Origin of the sequence: Serratia liquefaciens ATCC 27592 (genome assembly GCF_000422085.1) — a bacterium.
In the GTDB taxonomy this organism is placed as follows: domain Bacteria; phylum Pseudomonadota; class Gammaproteobacteria; order Enterobacterales; family Enterobacteriaceae; genus Serratia; species Serratia liquefaciens.
The window spans coordinates 4460107-4477393 of sequence record NC_021741.1 but is presented as its reverse complement, the minus strand read 5'-3'; the positions used below and the strand labels follow the sequence as shown (position 1 = coordinate 4477393).

Genomic DNA, 17287 nt, shown 5'->3' with positions numbered 1-17287 from the left:
TGATGAGGGAACAAGCATGAGCATGAAAACGATAACGCTGGGCAGCAATACATTCGACTACCAGGACAGCGGCAGCGGGGACACCACCCTGCTGTTGCTTTCCGGTTGGTGCCAGGATCACCGGCTTTTTAAACACCTAATACCGCTGCTGGCGCAACACTATCGCGTACTTAATATTGATTGGCGCGGGCACAATGCCGCACGCAGTTATGACGGCGATTTTGGTATGGATGATCTCACGGCCGATCTGGTTCTGTTTCTTGACCGGCTGGATGTTGAGCGCTTGATTCCGCTCTCTACATCCCATGGCGGCTGGGCCAACATCGCTTTAAGCCAGCAACTGGGCCCGTTGCGGGTACCGAAAGCCATCGTGGTGGACTGGCTGATGACCGGCGCTTTTACCGATCTTCTGCAGAATTTACAGCAGAGCCAGCGGCCGGAAAGCTGGCAACAGGCGCGAGATGCCCTGTTTGCGGAATGGGTAGCCCATACGGATAACCAGGATGTGATCAACCATGTCCAACAGGAAATGTCCGGATTCGATCAGGAGATGTGGATCCGTTCTTGTCGGGAAATCGAGTTGGCCTATGGGCAATTTGGCTCTCCCCTGCAACGCCTGGAACAGCTCACCCCTGAGCGTCCGGTAATGCACCTCTATTCACAACCGCATAGCGCAGAGTATGACCAGTTGCAGCGCGAGTTCGCCCAACGCCACCGCGGGTTCAATCCGGTAAAAATTGCGGGGGCGAGTCATTTCCCCACCCTGGAATCGCCGGACAAAGTGGTGATGGAAATCCGGTCATTTATTGGCTAGGCAACATCCCGCCGTAGCAACAGCGCTCCTAATGATGAGCAGATTCATAAGAATGTGCGTAGCCGTATTTATGTCGTTCGGCCTGTCTGCCGTGATTAAACCACCGACATTGTGCACGCCTGTTTTCCAGTGGGTAATCAGGAGGTAAAACATGAGCATGCAGGTCGATCGTAAGGTCATCACTGGCGGTCATATTATCACCATGGATGCAGAGTATGGGGAACTGCCCCAGGGGGCGCTGCTGATTGAAAATGGCCGGATCGCAGCGCTGGCGGAAAACGCAAAGGCGTTTAGTCATCTGGATGCCGAAGTGATCGATGCGCGTGGTGCGATCGTGTTGCCGGGTATGATCGACAGTCATCGCCACACCTGGATGTCGTTGTTTCGGGGGATCTCCGGCGATATGTCGTTGCCGGAATTTCTGGCAAATACGTTTTATGGGCTGGGGGCCTTGGTGACCGCCGAGGATTTGTCCGCTGCCACCCTGGTGGGGGCGCTCGAGGCCATAGACAGCGGGGTCACAACCATCCTCGACTGCTGTGACTGTGTGAATAGCCCGGATCATGCCGTCGCGGCGATCGAATCACTGCAACAATCCGGTATCCGTGGCGTGTATTCCTATGGATTTCAGGTTTATGATTTTCAGCCCGCCGGTTTTTCCAGCCATCAAGAACGCGTCAATTTTGCCGCTGAATTGCGCGAGCGTTATTTTAGCGACGATCAGGGTTTGTTGCGTATGGGAACCTTGCTCAGCGATTTCGGCACCGTGCCCTTTACGCAGACAGCGGCGGAGATCCGCATGGCGCAGCAGCAGGATATCCTGATTGCTTCTCATACCGGCGCACTGCCGAATAGCCGGTTATTGAAAGGGTTACAGGAGCTGGACGATCATCAATTGCTGCAGCCCGGTCACCTGCATATTCACTGTTCCGGTCTGACCGATCCCGAATGGCGGCTGTTGGCTAAAACCGGCGCTAAAGTCAGCATTGCCCCCGAAACTGAAATGCAAATGGGCATGGGCTTTCCTCCCATCAGAGCCTGTCTGGATCACGGGATAGCCCCGGCGATCAGCACTGACATTGTCTGCGTGGGGTCTGGGGATCTGTTTTCGCAGATGCGGCTGGGGCTGCAAACCCAGCGCTGCCTGGATAACCATCAGCACCATATCCGTGGTGAAGTGGTTTCTGAACTTTCTCTCTCGGTGGGGGATGCGTTGCGTTGGGCGACCCACGGCAGCGCGGCTGCGCTGGGAATGGAGACAAGTATTGGTTCGCTGACGCCGGGAAAACAGGCCGATGTGATTATGCTTAAACATCAGCGGGCGATGGTGCCTTCTTCTTTCCCAAGGGCGAGCAGTGTGTTGCAGTCCCATGCCGCCGATGTAGATACGGTGATCATCAACGGCCAGACTCGCAAGCGGCATGGCGAACTGGTGGGACAGGATATGGCCGCCATCCGGCAACGTGCCGCTCAGACGCTGGCGCGTATTCAGCAGGCGGCGCTCGGGCGCGCAGAGATCACCGGAGCAGAAGCGGTTGCCTGGCTTAGGGAGGCGGAGCGGAGAGCGTCGGTAAATCTGGCGGAGGCCTATCGCCGATAAGCGTATTTTGGATGATGCTGCGCCCGACCGAAGCCGGGCGCAGGGAGATTACAGTGAGTCCGGATCCGGCCCCAGGCGGTTGCCGATATCCAGTTTGGCAATTTCGCCCAGTTCGTCTTTATCCAGTTTGAAGTCGAAGACTTCGAAGTTTTCACGAATGCGCGCTGGCGTGACCGATTTCGGGATCACGATCAGCCCGCTGTCCAGGTGCCAGCGCACCACGATTTGCGCCGGGGTTTTCTCGTATTTTTCCGCCAGGTTTTTGATCACCGGTTGGTCGAATACCCCTTCGCCACCCTGTGCCAGTGGGCTCCAGGATTCGGTCGCAATATGGTGGGTTGCGTTCCAGGCGCGTAGCTGACGCTGTTGCAGCAACGGGTGCAGCTCGATTTGGTTAATCACCGGTGCGACATTGGTTTCGTCCAGCAGGCGCTGCAGGTGCGGGGTGTGGAAATTGCATACCCCGATGCTTTTGACCAACCCCTGCTCGCGCAGTTTGATCAGCCCTCGCCAGGCGTCGACATATTGGTCCTGCTGCGGCCTTGGCCAGTGGATCAGATACAGATCGACGTAATCCAACTTGAGTTTTTCCAGGCTGGTTTCCAGCGCGCCTTGCGGGTCGCCCTGATCGTCGTTCCACAGTTTGGTGGTGATAAACAGCTCATCGCGTGGTATTGAGGTGGATTGCAGTGCTGCGCCAACCCCTTCCTCATTCTTGTAGATTGCAGCGGTATCGATCGAGCGATAGCCCACCTCCAGTGCTTTAAGCACCGCCTGGGTGGTTTCTGAAATACTCGCCTGCCAAACGCCGAGACCCAACTGCGGCATCAGATTACCATCGTGGAGTTTGATGATGGGTTGTTGCGTTGTCATGCGTATCTCCTTGTCAACGGATTGCCCAGTGCTGCATGCACCGGAAACGGCTATTAATAAATTCTAGTTGGCAAATTGGGGGAGTGCTGAGTTTGCTAACCAAATTCCAGCGCTGTTGGGATAGGGCGGCTACAGGTCATGTTTTCTCCCATGGGTTAATCAGATGAGGATCGGCAGCGCGAATAGCGCATTGAACTGCGCCCGATGAAGAGTCGGGCGCAGGAGAGAAGTTGAAACTAAAGCCTAGCAGGAAATAGGCGGTTTGCGATTAACGCGCCGCGTTATAAATGCGTTGGCTGACTTCGAGGGTGATGTCTTGATGTTCGCCAAGTGCTGTCATGCCGTGCTGATGCAGTTTATCAAGCAACGCCGGGATAGAGCTGCCGTCGAGCTGGTAATCCGCCATGCGGGTCGGTACGCCCATTTGTTCGAAGAAGGCACGAGTGGCGGCAATGGCACCGTCGATGCGGCTGTCTTCACTGCCATCGCGCAGGCCCCAAACGCGGTCGGCGTACTGCAGCAGTTTTTCGCGTTTCTGCGCTTTTTTCTCGATCAGCAGCGCAGGCAGAACAATCGCCAGCGTCTGGGCATGATCCAAACCGTGCATGGCGGTCAATTCGTGGCCCAGCATATGGGTTGCCCAATCCTGCGGCACACCGGCACCGATCAGGCCGTTCAAGGCCATGGTTGCGCTCCACATCACGTTGGCGCGCACCGCATAGTTTTCCGGCTCGGACAGCGCGCGCGGGCCATCTTCCAGCAGCGTTAGCAGCAGGCCCTCGGCAAAGCGATCTTGCACTTTGGCGTCGACCGGGTAGGTCAGATACTGCTCAATGGTGTGGACAAAGGCATCGACTACGCCATTGGCGATTTGGCGCGGCGGCAGAGAGTAGGTCACTACCGGATCCAGCACCGCGAACAGCGGTTGCACGTGTGGCGAGAAGAAATGCTGTTTGTCGCCGCTGCTTTTGCGGGTGATCACTGCGCCGCTGTTGGACTCAGAGCCGGTGGCCGGCAGTGTCAGTACGCAGCCCATTGGCACCGCGCCTTTGATTTCACTGCCCACGGTTTTCAGGATGTGCCATGGATCGGCATCCGCCTGATAGTGTGCCGCTGCGGCAATAAACTTGGTGCCATCAACCACGGAGCCGCCGCCGACCGCCAGCAGGAAATCGATATTCTCTGCGCGCACCACTTCGACCGCTTTCATCAGCGTTTCGTAGGTTGGGTTAGGCTCAATGCCGGAAAACTCCTGCACGTTGCGGCCCGCCAGTGCGGCATACACCTGATCCAGCACGCCATTTTTCTTCACGCTGCCGCCACCGTAGGTGATCAGAATGCGTGCGTCGGCAGGGATCTGCTGTGCCAGGCCGGCGATTTGGTCTTGGCCGAACAGGATTTTGGTTGGGGTATGAAGAATAAAGTTTTGCATGGGTTATTTCTCTTCTGCATGTGGCAAGCGCCGCTGGCGCAAAATATCTGAGCTGTATTGTCAGTAACTTGGCTCAGCAGCACAATGCACATTCCTGCCCGAGTCTTGCCTATTCCTACAAAACGTTGTAGAAAAATAGAGTTTTAAACTATTATTTATGCCGAATTATTCTTAATGTAAGAGGGTGTTTCCGTGAGCGAAATCGATGAACTGCGCGGCCGCATGGCGCGCCAGGCGGCCTGCTTTGCCGAGAGCAACGGTTACACGCCCTCGCCGGTGCCGCTGGTGAAAATTCTTTATGTCGATCGTCATTGCCCGCGCCAGCCGGTGATGTATGAGCCGGGTGTGGTGATCATTTTCCAGGGGCACAAGGTCGGCTACTGCGGTAATCGGGTTTTCCAGTATGACCCGCGCAATTATCTGTTGATGACGGTGCCGCTGCCGTTTGAGTGCGAAACCTTCGCCAGCCCGGAATTGCCGCTGGTGGGGCTGTCGGTGAATATCGACAGCCAAATGCTGCAGGACCTGTTGATCGACATCGGCGATGACGACTACCTGGTGAAGCCGCGCAGAGAAAGCAGCGGGGTGAACCTGGCCGAGCTGTCGGAAGAACTGTTGTGCGCTACCGAACGCCTGCTGGATGTGATGGCCAAACCGCTGGATGCACGCGTACTGGGGCCGCAGATTGTACGTGAAATTCTCTACCACGTACTGCGCGGAGCCTGTGGCGCCTCATTGCAGGAATTGGTTAACCGCCATACCCACTTCAGCCAAATCGCCAAGGCGCTGCGGCGTATTGAGAACCAATATGCGGACAACCTCAACGTTGAGCAGTTGGCGGGGGAGGTGAATATGAGCATCTCGGCGTTTCACCATAACTTCAAGGCGGTGACCAACACCTCGCCGCTGCAATATGTGAAATCCTATCGCTTGCACAAGGCGCGTTTGCTGATGATACACGACGGTTTGAAAGCCAGTACCGCGGCGATCCGTGTCGGCTACGAAAGCGCTTCGCAGTTCAGCCGCGAGTTCAAACGTTTCTTTGGCGTGACGCCGAGTGACGAAGTTGCCCGACTGCGCGAAAACCCTCCTTTAATGATGGAAGGTTAATCTCGCTGCCGGGCAGTGATTCAGCGCGTCAGCACAATTTTACCGAATGCTCCGCGATCGAGGTGATCGAGCGCCTGCGGCAATTGATCAAAGCGGTAGCGCTGGTCGATCACCGGCTGTAGGGCATTAACGTCCACCGCACGCACCAGATCTTCCAGCGCGCGGCGGTGGCCGACACCAATACCCTGAATGACCGGCGATTTCATCAGCAGCGGGCCTGCGGGAGCCGAAACTTCAAAGCCCTCCAGCGCCCCGATCACCGAGATACGCCCGTGCACCGCAACGGCGCGCACCGAATTACCGAGATTAGGGCCACCCACGGTGTCAATCACGTGGTCGATGCCGCGATCCTGGGTCAACTGGTACACCTTTTCTACCCAGTCCGCAGTCAGACGGTTAATGCCATGATCGGCACCCAAGGCTTTGGCTCGCGCCAGTTTTTCGTCGCTGCCGGAGGTAACATAGACCTCGGCACCCAGCATTTTGGCGATTTGCAGTCCGAACAGCGCCACGCCACCAGTGCCCTGTACCAGCACCGATTCTCCGGCGTGCAGCTGGCCCTGTTCCACCAGCGCGAACCAGGCGGTCAGTCCGGCACAGGGCAGGGTACTGGCCTGCGCATCGTCCAGCGAGGTGGGCGCAGCCGCCAACCAGTCTTCGTGCAGCACCACGTATTCCGCCAGCATGCCCTGATAAAAGCCGCCCAGAGTGCGGTAGGGTGGGATGCGCGCATTACCATAGGGTTTTTGCCGGCCATCGATCCAGCCGGGGCTAAAGGTGGAAATCACCCGTTCGCCGGGCTGAAAACGGGTGACGTCGGGCCCAATGGCGTCGACTTCGCCGGCCATGTCGGAGGCTGGCGTGAAGGGCTGCGGCAGTTCTAGTCCCATGCCGGTTTCAATGACCAGTTTGTCGCGGTAATTGAGCGATACCGCATTCACTTTCACTCTGATCTGGTGCGGTCCCGGTTGCGGTATGACGCTTTCGTTCAGTTGCAGGTGTTGGCGCCCCAGGGCGTCCATTGTCCAGCGTTGCATTGTTTCGGCCATGATTGACTCCAAAGTCAGCGATAAACAGACCTGCTGATAATATCGTTGATAGAAGTTCGCCAGTGGCGATAAGATTTCCTTTGATTGTTTCTTTCAGGGCTACAAATCATGAGCGATCGATTGAACGGCATTTCGGTATTTGTCACCGCGGTGGAGGCAGGCAGTTTTGCGCTGGCGGCTAGCCGGCTACACCTTTCGCGTTCGGCGGTGGGGAAAACCATCGCCCGCCTGGAGCAACGGTTGGCCGTTCGCTTGTTTCATCGCACGACCCGCAGCCTGAGCCTGACCGACGACGGTGCGCTGTTTTACGAACGTTGTCTGCGGGCACTGGAAGAGATACGTACCGCAGAAATGCTGCTGGAGTCGGGGAAGCAGCAGGTCAACGGCAGGCTGAGGGTGTCGATGCCGGCGCTGTTTGGCCGCATGTGCATTGCGCCGCTGTTGACCAGTATGGCGCGTGAGCATCCTGGGCTGGAGTTGGAGCTGTCATTCAACGACCGCGTGGTGGATTTGATTGAGGACGGTTTTGACCTGGCGATCCGCAACGGTACGCTGGTCAGTAGCAGTGGGTTGGTGGCACGGCGCGTTGGCGACCACCGTATGACATTGTGCGCGGCTCCGGAATATCTGTTGCGCAGCGGCGAACCCAAAACCCTCGAGCAGCTGGCACAACATGATGCGGTGACCTACATGCGCGCCGGCGTGGTTCTTAACTGGACGCTTCTGGATGCCTGCGGAAAAGAGCAGGAGGTGATACCGAAGAAAGGGTTACAGATGGATGACCTGCAGGCGATTGCGGATGCCACGGTAGCGGGGTTTGGCATCGCCTGGTTACCTTGCTGGCTAGTGCGCGAAGCGTTGTTGAAAGGGGAATTGGTCAGGCTGATGCGCAATCGGCCCGGCATGTCATTCGACGTTCACGCGGTTTGGCCGCAAACGCCGCATTTGCCTTTGAAGGTTCGATTGGCGGTGGATACGCTGGTGAGCAACCTGCCTCCCAGACTGGCGTTGGTTGAAAAAGCGCTTTAAGGGCGACGATGGCCGCCCGTCTGGGTATCAGGAAGAGGCGGCGCGTTTTTTACGCCAGATAACCAGCATGCCGCCCAGCAGGCCAACCAGCAGCAGCACCAACGGCAGGATCATCAGCCCGGTCATCACCTGGCTCTCATAGCGTTTAACCAAAGGGATCTGGCTGAAGGCGTAGCCGAGGCCGACCACTGCACCTACCCAAATCACCGCGCTTAGCCAGTTAAAGAACTGAAAACGGGTGCTGTTCAGGCCAGAAATCCCGGCCATGGTGGGCAGCAGGGTACGAACAAAACCCAGAAAACGGCCGATGACCAGCGCCGTCAGGCCATGGCGGTTAAACAGGTTGTGTGCACGTTGGTGATACTGAGCGGGCAGTTGCAGCAGCCAGCCTTTGACCAGGTTGGTATGGCCCAACCAACGGCCCTGCAGGTAGCTCAGCCAGCAGCCCAGGCTGGCGGCGACGGTCAAAATGATCAGCGTTGGCACAAAGGCCATCACGCCTTTGGCGATCAGCGCGCCGGATAACAGCAGCAGGCTGTCGCCGGGTAAGAAGGAAGCTGGCAGTAGTCCGTTTTCTAAAAATAGAGTGGTGAAAAGCACCGCATAAACCACCCAAATTACGCTGGGATCGGCAAGGGCAATGAAGTCCTGCTGCCAAAGCGCATGAACAATCTCTCGTAATACATCCATTATTTATCCTGTTGCATACCGGTTGCGCCTGGCTTCAGGGTATCCAGGGCACAGTGTTGGCCGTATCTGACAGTTACCCGCCTAGTGTAACGCTAATAGCTTAAGCACACATTAAACAAGGCGAATAAAGTTGCCGATGCAAGCAGGCGTTCTGTTAGTGCGTATTGGCAATTCGGTCGAACCCGGCGGCGAGATCGGCGATCAGATCCTGCACATTTTCCAGGCCGATATGCAGGCGTACCAGAGTACCGGAGAAGTCTATGCCACCCGCTGGGCGAATGGCTTCCAGTTCTTCCGGTTGGTTAGCCAGGATCAAGGATTCAAAGCCGCCCCAGGAATAGGCCATGCTGAAGTGGCTGAAGTTATCGAGAAACTCGGCTAACTGCACGTCGCTCAGGCGCTGTTTCAGCACGAAAGAAAACAGGCCGTTGCAGCCGTTGAAATCGCGCAGGTAAAACTCGTGACCTTTGCAACCGGGCAGCGCCGGGTGATTGACCACCGCCACTTCTGGTCGCTGGGCCAGCCACTGGGCGACTTCGATGCTGCTCTGCTGGTGCTGCTTCAGGCGTACGCCCAGGGTGCGCAAACCGCGGCTGGCCATATAAGCGGTATCGGCGTCTACCATCTGGCCCATCAAATAAGAGTATTCACGCAGTTGGTCCCAACAACGCTCGTTAGCCACGGCGGTGCCGAGCATGTAATCGGAATGGCCGATAATATATTTGGTGCCAGCCTGAATCGAAATGTCGATATCAAAATCCAGCGCCTTGAACAAGATGCCGGCCGCCCAGGTGTTATCGATCATGATCACCACTTCAGGTGCCACGGCGCGAATCGCCTGCACCATCGCCGGGATATCCTGGATCTCCATAGTGATCGAGCCGGGTGATTCAAGGAACACCACACGGGTATTGGGTTGAATCAGTCCGGCGATATCGGCGCCGATCAGCGGGTCGAAATAGGTGGTTTCCACATTCATGCGGCTCAGAATATGGGTACAAAAGTCCTGCGTCGGCTCATAGACGGAGCCGGTCATCAGCAGATGGTCGCCCGCGCCGACAAAGGACAGAATGGCGTTGGAGACCGCCGCCGCGCCGCAAGGATAGAGCACGCAGCCTGCGCCGCCCTCCAGCTCGACCATCGCATCCTGCAACGCGAAGTGGGTCAGGGTGCCGCGTCGGCCGTAAAACAGCTCGCCATGAGCACGTTTGGCGGTAGCCTCTTTTTTGGCCGCCACGGAGTCAAATACCAATGAAGAAGCGCGTTGGGTGACGGGGTTGACGGAGCCCTGGGTATAGCGCTTGCTGCGCCCGGCGCCAATCAGGGTAGTTTCGATGTTTTTAGACGTCATAGGAGCGGGCTCACCTTTGCTTGATCTTCACGGGCCATTTGCAATAGCCCTTACGTTAGCATGACGCCTTATAGCCATCCAGACGTTTTAACATCCAAATGTAGAAACGGCTATAATCTTCTGCCCAATCGTGCTCTCGCATGCCATCCTTCTGCCTGACGGCGATAACCAAGTGGGTTTATCGGTGAGTCTGGGATGTAACAGTAAAATGCGACAAATCCCCTGTCTTTGTTGCAGCCCTGTGCGGTAAAAGTGACGAAATAGCCCTATAAAGGGTGCATATAGGCCCGAACAGGCGGCGAATGGGTTCGCCAGGGAGCCATAAGTGCGCCGCAGGAGTAATTTTCCCGATTATTTGGTAAATAATAATGAGAACTACTATCAATCCCTGATTGGTTTGATATGATCGCACGCTGAATTATTCCTCAATTTTGATCGGTAACGGGTGGAGGCACAGCGTGAAAACGGCTGGCAAGAATTTAAATCAAGGATCGTTCGGTCAGGGCCGGGCGCAATGGGGCCAGGCGTTCGGCCGTGGTCTGTTAGCTTCAATGGTATTGGTGGCAGGTCTGGCCGGCAGTGCTCATGCGGCACCGGCGACTAATCCGGCCGTTACCGAAAGCGTGGCTCCGGCAGCCAGCGCGCCTGCCGCGGCAGCGCCTGAAACCCTCACTCCGGTCAACCCGCAACCGACCATCCAGCCGCCGGAAACCCGCGGTATGGACCTGTCCGTCTGGGGTATGTACCAGCATGCGGACATCGTGGTGAAAATCGTGATGATCGGCCTGGTGCTGGCGTCTATCGTCACCTGGACCATCCTGTTCTCCAAGGGCAGCGAACTGTTCCGCGCCAAGCGCCGTCTGCGCCGTGAACAGCTGGCGTTGGCCAACGTACGCTCGCTGGACGAAGCGTCCGAACTGGCGCAGAGCTTCTCGGACGAAAGCATCAGCTCCGTGTTGCTGAACGATGCGCAAAACGAACTGGAGCTGTCGGCGGCATCCAACGACAACAACGGCATCAAGGAACGTACCGGTTTCCGTCTGGAGCGTCGCGTTGCGGGCTACAGCCGTAACATGGGACGCGGCAATGGCTTCCTGGCGACCATCGGTGCCATTTCGCCGTTTGTCGGTCTGTTCGGTACCGTTTGGGGCATCATGAACAGCTTTATCGGCATCGCACACTCACAAACCACCAACCTGGCCGTGGTTGCGCCCGGCATCGCAGAAGCGCTGCTGGCTACTGCGCTGGGCCTGGTCGCCGCTATTCCTGCGGTGGTGATTTATAACATCTTTGCCCGTGTGATCAGTGGTCACCGCGCTCAGGTTGGCGACGTAGCGGCACAGGTTCTACTGCTGCTGGGCCGTGATTTGGATCTGGCCGCCACGGCGGAAGCCAAACGTTCACAGCATTCACACCAACTGCGGGTGGGGTGAGTTATGGCGATGCGCTTAAATGAAGATCTGGACGACAGCGGCGAACTGCATGAAATCAACGTGACGCCGTTTATCGACGTCATGCTGGTGCTGTTGATCATCTTTATGGTGGCCGCGCCGCTGGCAACGGTAGATATCCGTGTCGATCTCCCGGCGTCCTCCGCCAAACCTCAGCCGCGTCCGGAAAAGCCGGTGTTCCTGTCGGTGAAAGCGGACAAACAGCTCTACGTTGGTGAGCAGGCCGTCAGTGCAGATCAACTGACGTCGGTGCTGGATCAACGGACGCAGGCGAACAAAGAGACCACCATCTTCTTCCAGGCGGATAAGAGTGTGGACTACGAAACGCTGATGAGCGTAATGGATACGCTGCGTAAAGCCGGCTACCTGAAAGTGGGGCTGGTGGGGATGGAAGGCACCGCCAAGTAGCGGGCTGGCATCACCCAGAATTAGAAGGGCGCTCAGGCGCCCTTTTTTATTGACTGAATTTCGTACAGGGGCTTGACGCATTGCCGACAAATGAAAATACTAATAGATAGTAATTAACACTACTTTCCGGAGTCGGCCATGCCAACTAGCATTGCTTTAAGCCCTCATTTTGAAAAGTTCGTTCATGAGCAAATTGACAGCGGACGTTACGGCAACGTCAGCGAAGTGATACGGGCAGGGCTGCGTCTGCTTGAAGAACATGAGCGCGCGATGAAAATTGAAGAGTTGCAAGTGGCCATTGTACAGGGAGTTGAAAGTGGTGAGGGAGTCCCGGCGGATGAGGCGTTTGCGCGCTTGCGGGCTAAATACCAACGGATGGTGGATAACGAAAGTGACTGATGAGGCTAACAATATCGCCGGCAGCGATATATGACATTGAAAGTATTGGCGATCATATTGCACAGGATAACCCGGCCCGGGCGCTGAGTTTTATTTCTGAACTGTATAACCAATGCCAGCGAATCGGCGAGTCGCCGGAAACCTACCAAAAGCGACCTGAGCTTGGTCGGGACGTCAGGATCAGCGCCTACGGCAAATACCTAATCGTTTTCACAGCGATACAACGTAATGTCAGGATCGAGCGAGTACTTCACGGTGCGAGAAATATTTTGCGTCTGCTGGCTCATCGCTAGGCCATCAAGGCCGCTCAAACGAACCGCGGCCCTGGCGTTGTTTAGCGTTTTTAACCGCGAGCGTGCGCTGCAGCACGGGCGATTTGCTCATCGGTAGGACGTACGCCGGTGTAGAGGACAAACTGTTCCAGCGCCTGCAACGCAATCACTTCTGCCCCGGTAATCACCTGTTTGCCGTGCTCACGTCCGTAACGGACCAGCGGGGTTTCCGCAGGCAGTGCCACCACGTCGAAGACGATTTTCGCCGCATCGACAGTCGCGGGCGCGAAAGCCAATTGCTCCGCTTCTGCACCGCCGGCCATGCCGATTGGCGTTACGTTGATCACCATATCCACTTTTAGCTCATCGACTTGCGCCTGCCACTGATAACCGTATGCACTGGCCAGAGCCTGTCCGGCCTGCGGGTTACGGGCGATGATATGGCCATTTTTAAAACCGGCGTCACGCAGTGCCGCGGTCACCGCTTTTGCCATACCACCGCTGCCGCGCAGGGCAAAGGCGGTTTCTGTCGGGATTTGGTACTGGGCCAGCAATTTGGCGATGGCGATATAATCCGTGTTATAGGCCCGCAAAAAACCGGCGTCATTGACGATGGTATTGACCGATTCAATCGCCGTTGCGGAAGCGTCCAGCTCATCGAGGAAAGGGATGCAGCTCTCTTTGAACGGCATGGAAACCGCGCAACCACGGATGCCCAAAGCCCGTACTCCGCCCACTGCCGCCTGGATATCCTGGGTAGTGAACGCCTTGTAGATAAAGTTCAGATCCAGTTCCTGATACAGATAGTTATGAAAGCGAGTACCGAAGTTGCCTGGGCGACCGGCCAGCGACATGCACAGCTGGGTATCTTTGTTAATCTCACGGCTCATGCTGAGCTCCTTAAGCGGGAAAAGAAAAAACTCAAGTCAGGGCTGGCCGAGCAGCGCCTTCGAACCGGCGTGGCGCCAGTGGATATTGCCCGGCAGGTAAAGCGCGTTCTGTTCCAGGGGCCGCTCGTCAATCAGCGCGCTGACCATGTCGAAACTGTGTTGCGCCAGAGCACGACAGTCTTGGGCCACGGTGTCGATTTTCAGCGTCAGGCCATCGAACAGGTAGTGATCGTCGAAACTGCACAAATGCAGGTCGCTCTCCATCAACTGGTGCTGATTCAGGTAGCGCAACACCCCTTCCAGCAGACCACAGGCGGCGGTAAATAACGCTTTTGGCGGACGGCCCAACTGTGCGCACAGCTGGGCGAACATCTCGTAGCCGGAGCTGGGGTGATAATTGCCGTTGATGATCCATTCCGGTTTACACGCCACGCCGGCGCGCTCCAGGCCGAGCTGAAAACCGGCCAATCGATCGCGGGTTGGCGAGATGCGCGGTTGCCCGCCAAGGAAATAGAACTCGTCAGGATGCTGGCGCGCGACGTTCTCCACCAGCGTAGCGGTCGAGGTCAGCGAGTCGGTGATCACCAGCGGCAGTTCGGAGCCGGTAATCAAGCGGTCCATCTGCACTACCGGCAAGCTGGCGTTAATCTTTTGGTATTCCGCATCGTTGAGCTGGCTGGAGGCGACAATCAGGCCGTCGACCTGACGCTGCACCAGGCTGTTCACCGCCATCATTTCCTGCGCCGGGTTTTCGTCGGTACAGGCGATCAGCAACTGCAAACCGGCCTCGCGGCACAGGGTTTCCAGCTCGCGTGAAATCACCGCAAAACCGTAGTTGGTCATTTCCGGCACCACCAGCCCCAGGGTATGGCTGCGGGAGGAACGCAGCGAGCGGGCATGGAAGCTGGGCTGGTAATGGTGCTCGCCAGCCAGCGCCAGGATGCGATCGCGGGTATCGTCGGACACCCGATACTCCTTGCTGCGGCCATTAAGCACCAGGCTGGCGGTCGATTTCGACACGCCGGCCAGTGCGGCAATATCACTGATGGTTATGCGTTTATTTTTTTTCACTGACGGCATCTGAATTCATCGAAGGATGCGTCATTCTAGCATGCATGGCGTCAGCGACCAGTGCTCGAGCGCCAGCTGCGCTTTACCGCTCAGGTACAGCAAGGGTTGTGGGCCGGGGAAGTAGCGCGAACTCATGGTCGCTTCGCCGTGATTGATAAAAATCTCCACGCTCGAACGGTCGAACAATATCTGCAGATGAGTCAGCTCACCGCGCCAGTAACGGTGTTCCGGCTGCCCGCTGCGCAGGTTGTTGCGCGTCAGCCGCAGCACGGTGCCATCCCAATTCAGTGTCATCGCCCCGCCAAAGTCGGCGTTGAACGCGCCGTTTGGCGCCAGCAGCAGTTCCGCGCTGTCGGCAGGCCAGCAGGGCGCGTCGTCGGCGGTGCCCTGCCATTGGCGGTTTTCGCCCCTCAGCTGTTGCAGTTCACGTGCCGGACGTTGGCAGAGTCTGCCGTTATGCAACGACAGCTCCCGTGGGCAGGTCAGAATATGGATCCAGCCATACTGCAGGGTCGGGTGGCAATCCTCGTCTTGCTCCGGCACGCCCATCCAGCCAACCAGTAGCCGGCGACCGTCTTCGGTCAGGGTGGTCTGCGGCGCGTAGAATTCAAACCCGGCATCCAGTTCGTGGAAATCCTGATGGTCGAAAGTGGCCTGTCGATAGTCCAGCCTGCCGGTGAAATACCCCGCCTGGTAAACATTGAGATAGCGTTCGGCCTCCGCCGCCAGACCTTGCGGACAGCAGATAAGCACCTCGGCACCGTCCAGCGTAAACAGATCCGGGCATTCCCACATATAGCCGAAGTCACCGATGCCGTTCAGCTGTGAGCCGGCGATTTCACCCAGCAACTGCCAGTTGCGCAGCTCGGCGGAACGCAGCAGTAAAACCTTACCGCGATCCTGCAGGTCACGGGCGCCGAGCACCATGTACCAGTTGTCCTGATGGCGCCAGACCTTCGGATCGCGCACGTGGCCGCTATAACCCGACGGCAGCGGCAATACAGGCCCGAGCTTGTCATAACCGCCGTGAGCATTTTCCTGCGCCAGGCATTGATAGGCGGTGCGCGAGCCGTCGGGATATTTTACGTTGCCGGTGTAGGCCAGCATGATTTTGCCGTCTGCCACTACCGCCGAGCCGGAATAACAGCCATGGCTGTCGTAGCAGGCTCCCGGCACCAGCGCCACCGGTTGGTGCTGCCAGTGGACCAGATCCGTCGACTGCCAGTGACCCCAGCATTTGTTGCGGTGATCGCAGCCCAGCGGGTTCCACTGATAGAACAGGTGGTAAACCCCGTTATGCTGAATAAAGCCGTTGGGATCGTTGAGCAGCCCGACGCTGGGGGCCAGGTGCCACGCCGGTCGGTGCGGATCGCGCAGCGCCTTGGGCATGCCGCTCATCATCGCCTGGACGGCCTGTTTCATCAGGTTTAGTTCTTCCATCATTCACTGTCCGTTTTGTATTTCAGCAACAACGAGAGGGTAAAGGCGCTGCCAAAGGCGATCACCAGACCAATGATATAACTCACCAGCGAACTGGCCTGCACGATTGCCATTCCCGGAATGGCCGTGAGCCCGACGGCGTTCATGCCGACATGATTGGCCACCACCCAGGCTCCACCGAGCGCACCGCCCGCCAGAGCCGCCAAAAACGGTTTCACAAAGCGCAGGTTGATGCCGAAAAGCGCCGCTTCGGTAATGCCAAGCATGGCGGAAAAGGCCGAAGGTACCGCAATGGCTTTGATTTTTGCGTCACGGGTTTTGAAATACACCGCCAGACAGGCACCACCCTGGGCGATGTTGGCCATTGACCAGATCGGCAGCAGGAAGTTAACGCCGATATTCGGGTTACCGAGCAGTCCGGCTTCGACGGCGTGGAAGCTGTGGTGAATGCCGGTGATCACGATAGCGGAATAGAGGCCGCCGAACAGCAAGCCGGCAAACCAACCGGCGTGGGTAATCAACGTGCTGAGGACAAAGGAGATGCCGTCACCCAGTGCGCGCCCGGCGGGGCCGATAAACAGCATGGCGACGAAACCGGAGATCACCACCGTCAGGAACGGCGTCAGGATCAAATCCAGCGCGTTGGGGATCACCTTACGCAGCTGTTTTTCCAGTACGCTCATAAACCACACCGTCAGCAGCACCGGGAATACCGTGCCCTGATAGCCGATCATGGCGATCTCCAGCCCGAAGAAATCCATGGTATGGAAACCACCGGCCACGCCCCAGGCGTTGGTCAGCGCCGGATGCGTCAGAATGCCGCCGAGCGTGGCACCCAGATAGGGGTTACCGCCGAACTCGCGCGCCGCGGTGAAACCGATCAGGATCGGTAAAATGATGAACGCCGCCGAACTGAACATGTCCAGCATCACGAACAGGGCGCTGTTGGCATCGGCCCAGCCGTAGGTTTTCACCATGCCGAGCAGGCCCATCAGCAGGCCGGAGGCGACGATGGCCGGAATGATCGGCACGAAGATATTCGACAGCAGGCGGGCGATGCGTTGCAGCGGATTAAGTTTTTTAGCGGCTATGTCGGCGGCTTCCGATTTACTGGATTCGCTGACGCCGGCCGCTTTGATAAATTCCGCGTGCACCTTGTTGACCAGCCCGGTACCGAAAATCACCTGGATCTGCCCGGCGTTGCTAAAGCAGCCTTTTACCCCGTCCAGCTTGCCGATCGCCACTTTGTCTACCTTGCTGTCATCCACCAGCACCAGACGCAGGCGCGTGGCGCAGTGGGCGGCACTGGCGATATTTTCTTTACCGCCGAGCAGCGGCAATAGCGCGTTGGCGGTTGCGGTTATGTCCATGTTCACTCCCTTCATAAATAAAAATGCCGCCGCGGTTT

17 protein-coding genes are annotated in these 17287 nt (G+C 57.3%); 8 read left to right on the top strand and 9 right to left on the bottom strand.

Features of this window, described 5'->3' with window-relative positions; genetic code table 11:
- Positions 1–16 precede the first annotated feature (16 nt).
- Positions 17–814, top strand: coding sequence for an alpha/beta fold hydrolase (locus tag M495_RS20875; protein WP_020828659.1), 798 nt, complete (start codon positions 17–19; stop codon positions 812–814).
- A gap of 151 nt (positions 815–965) precedes the next feature.
- Positions 966–2414 carry an amidohydrolase family protein gene (locus tag M495_RS20870; protein ID WP_020828658.1) on the top strand — a complete coding sequence of 483 codons (1449 nt, stop codon included), beginning with the start codon at positions 966–968 and terminating at the stop codon, positions 2412–2414.
- A gap of 48 nt (positions 2415–2462) precedes the next feature.
- Here M495_RS20870 and dkgA read toward each other — a convergent pair whose 3' ends face one another.
- Together dkgA and yqhD are read right to left on the bottom strand one after the other, a co-directional pair.
- A complete protein-coding gene (dkgA, locus tag M495_RS20865) occupies positions 2463–3287 on the bottom strand; it encodes a 2,5-didehydrogluconate reductase DkgA (protein ID WP_020828657.1) in 825 nt (274 codons plus the stop codon).
- Positions 3288–3555: 268 nt separating this feature from the next.
- Positions 3556–4719 carry an alcohol dehydrogenase gene (gene yqhD / locus M495_RS20860; protein ID WP_020828656.1) on the bottom strand — a complete coding sequence of 388 codons (1164 nt, stop codon included), beginning with the start codon at positions 4717–4719 and terminating at the stop codon, positions 3556–3558.
- 222 nt (positions 4720–4941) lie between these two features.
- Here yqhD and M495_RS20855 point away from each other — a divergent pair, with 222 nt between their 5' ends.
- Entirely contained in the window at positions 4942–5829 is an 888-nt protein-coding gene (locus M495_RS20855) for an AraC family transcriptional regulator (RefSeq protein ID WP_236615042.1), read from the top strand.
- A gap of 20 nt (positions 5830–5849) precedes the next feature.
- Here the strand turns inward: M495_RS20855 and M495_RS20850 are convergent, their stop codons facing one another.
- Complete coding sequence (locus M495_RS20850; RefSeq protein ID WP_020828654.1) at positions 5850–6878, bottom strand: zinc-dependent alcohol dehydrogenase family protein; 1029 nt, start codon at positions 6876–6878, stop codon at positions 5850–5852.
- Between the two features lie 108 nt (positions 6879–6986).
- Between M495_RS20850 and M495_RS20845 the strand changes: the two genes are divergently transcribed.
- Complete coding sequence (locus M495_RS20845; protein WP_020828653.1) at positions 6987–7907, top strand: LysR family transcriptional regulator; 921 nt, start codon at positions 6987–6989, stop codon at positions 7905–7907.
- Between the two features lie 27 nt (positions 7908–7934).
- Here the strand turns inward: M495_RS20845 and M495_RS20840 are convergent, their stop codons facing one another.
- Together M495_RS20840 and metC are read right to left on the bottom strand one after the other, a co-directional pair.
- Positions 7935–8597 (bottom strand): DedA family protein, encoded by a 663-nt coding sequence (locus M495_RS20840; protein WP_020828652.1) that lies wholly within the window; start codon positions 8595–8597, stop codon positions 7935–7937.
- Between the two features lie 154 nt (positions 8598–8751).
- Positions 8752–9948, bottom strand: a complete 1197-nt coding sequence (metC, locus tag M495_RS20835; protein WP_020828651.1) for a cystathionine beta-lyase — start codon at positions 9946–9948, stop codon at positions 8752–8754.
- 458 nt (positions 9949–10406) lie between these two features.
- On the opposite strand from metC, the gene exbB reads away from it, so the two are divergent.
- The 4 genes from exbB (at position 10407) to M495_RS20815 (ending at position 12499) form a co-directional block, all read left to right on the top strand.
- Positions 10407–11381 (top strand): tol-pal system-associated acyl-CoA thioesterase, encoded by a 975-nt coding sequence (gene exbB / locus M495_RS20830; RefSeq protein ID WP_020828650.1) that lies wholly within the window; start codon positions 10407–10409, stop codon positions 11379–11381.
- 3 nt (positions 11382–11384) lie between these two features.
- Positions 11385–11807, top strand: coding sequence for a TonB system transport protein ExbD (gene exbD / locus M495_RS20825; RefSeq protein WP_020828649.1), 423 nt, complete (start codon positions 11385–11387; stop codon positions 11805–11807).
- A gap of 138 nt (positions 11808–11945) precedes the next feature.
- Positions 11946–12206: a type II toxin-antitoxin system ParD family antitoxin gene (locus M495_RS20820; RefSeq protein WP_020828648.1), complete on the top strand. Its 261-nt coding sequence runs from the start codon at positions 11946–11948 to the stop codon at positions 12204–12206.
- Positions 12206–12499 (top strand): type II toxin-antitoxin system RelE/ParE family toxin, encoded by a 294-nt coding sequence (locus M495_RS20815; RefSeq protein ID WP_020828647.1) that lies wholly within the window; start codon positions 12206–12208, stop codon positions 12497–12499. Before M495_RS20820 ends, M495_RS20815 begins: the two co-directional genes overlap by 1 nt.
- 50 nt (positions 12500–12549) lie before the next feature.
- Here the strand turns inward: M495_RS20815 and M495_RS20810 are convergent, their stop codons facing one another.
- From M495_RS20810 to M495_RS20795, 4 genes are read right to left on the bottom strand one after another with little or no spacing between them, the layout of a single operon-like run.
- Positions 12550–13368, bottom strand: coding sequence for a shikimate 5-dehydrogenase (locus M495_RS20810; protein ID WP_020828646.1), 819 nt, complete (start codon positions 13366–13368; stop codon positions 12550–12552).
- Between the two features lie 36 nt (positions 13369–13404).
- The gene (locus M495_RS20805) at positions 13405–14448 is read right to left on the bottom strand and encodes a substrate-binding domain-containing protein (protein ID WP_020828645.1); all 1044 of its coding nucleotides are present in this window, start codon (positions 14446–14448) and stop codon (positions 13405–13407) included.
- 21 nt (positions 14449–14469) lie between these two features.
- Complete coding sequence (locus tag M495_RS20800) at positions 14470–15879, bottom strand: sucrose-6-phosphate hydrolase (protein ID WP_041415693.1); 1410 nt, start codon at positions 15877–15879, stop codon at positions 14470–14472.
- On the bottom strand, positions 15879–17249 hold the full coding sequence (locus tag M495_RS20795) for a sucrose-specific PTS transporter subunit IIBC (RefSeq protein ID WP_020828643.1): 1371 nt from the start codon (positions 17247–17249) through the stop codon (positions 15879–15881). The genes M495_RS20800 and M495_RS20795 overlap by 1 nt, the downstream gene beginning before the upstream one ends.
- Positions 17250–17287: the final 38 nt, after the last annotated feature.

Bases quoted from the DNA above. Each gene is read 5' to 3' on its own strand.
- M495_RS20875 (WP_020828659.1), top strand. From the start codon at position 17: ATGAGCATGAAAACGATAACGCTGGGCAGCAATACATTCGACTACCAG.
- M495_RS20870 (WP_020828658.1), top strand. From the start codon at position 966: ATGAGCATGCAGGTCGATCGTAAGGTCATCACTGGCGGTCATATTATC.
- dkgA (WP_020828657.1), bottom strand. From the start codon at position 3,287: ATGACAACGCAACAACCCATCATCAAACTCCACGATGGTAATCTGATG.
- yqhD (WP_020828656.1), bottom strand. From the start codon at position 4,719: ATGCAAAACTTTATTCTTCATACCCCAACCAAAATCCTGTTCGGCCAA.
- M495_RS20855 (WP_236615042.1), top strand. From the start codon at position 4,942: ATGGCGCGCCAGGCGGCCTGCTTTGCCGAGAGCAACGGTTACACGCCC.
- M495_RS20850 (WP_020828654.1), bottom strand. From the start codon at position 6,878: ATGGCCGAAACAATGCAACGCTGGACAATGGACGCCCTGGGGCGCCAA.
- M495_RS20845 (WP_020828653.1), top strand. From the start codon at position 6,987: ATGAGCGATCGATTGAACGGCATTTCGGTATTTGTCACCGCGGTGGAG.
- M495_RS20840 (WP_020828652.1), bottom strand. From the start codon at position 8,597: ATGGATGTATTACGAGAGATTGTTCATGCGCTTTGGCAGCAGGACTTC.
- metC (WP_020828651.1), bottom strand. From the start codon at position 9,948: ATGACGTCTAAAAACATCGAAACTACCCTGATTGGCGCCGGGCGCAGC.
- exbD (WP_020828649.1), top strand. From the start codon at position 11,385: ATGGCGATGCGCTTAAATGAAGATCTGGACGACAGCGGCGAACTGCAT.
- M495_RS20820 (WP_020828648.1), top strand. From the start codon at position 11,946: ATGCCAACTAGCATTGCTTTAAGCCCTCATTTTGAAAAGTTCGTTCAT.
- M495_RS20815 (WP_020828647.1), top strand. From the start codon at position 12,206: ATGAGGCTAACAATATCGCCGGCAGCGATATATGACATTGAAAGTATT.
- M495_RS20810 (WP_020828646.1), bottom strand. From the start codon at position 13,368: ATGAGCCGTGAGATTAACAAAGATACCCAGCTGTGCATGTCGCTGGCC.
- M495_RS20805 (WP_020828645.1), bottom strand. From the start codon at position 14,448: ATGCCGTCAGTGAAAAAAAATAAACGCATAACCATCAGTGATATTGCC.
- M495_RS20800 (WP_041415693.1), bottom strand. From the start codon at position 15,879: ATGGAAGAACTAAACCTGATGAAACAGGCCGTCCAGGCGATGATGAGC.
- M495_RS20795 (WP_020828643.1), bottom strand. From the start codon at position 17,249: ATGGACATAACCGCAACCGCCAACGCGCTATTGCCGCTGCTCGGCGGT.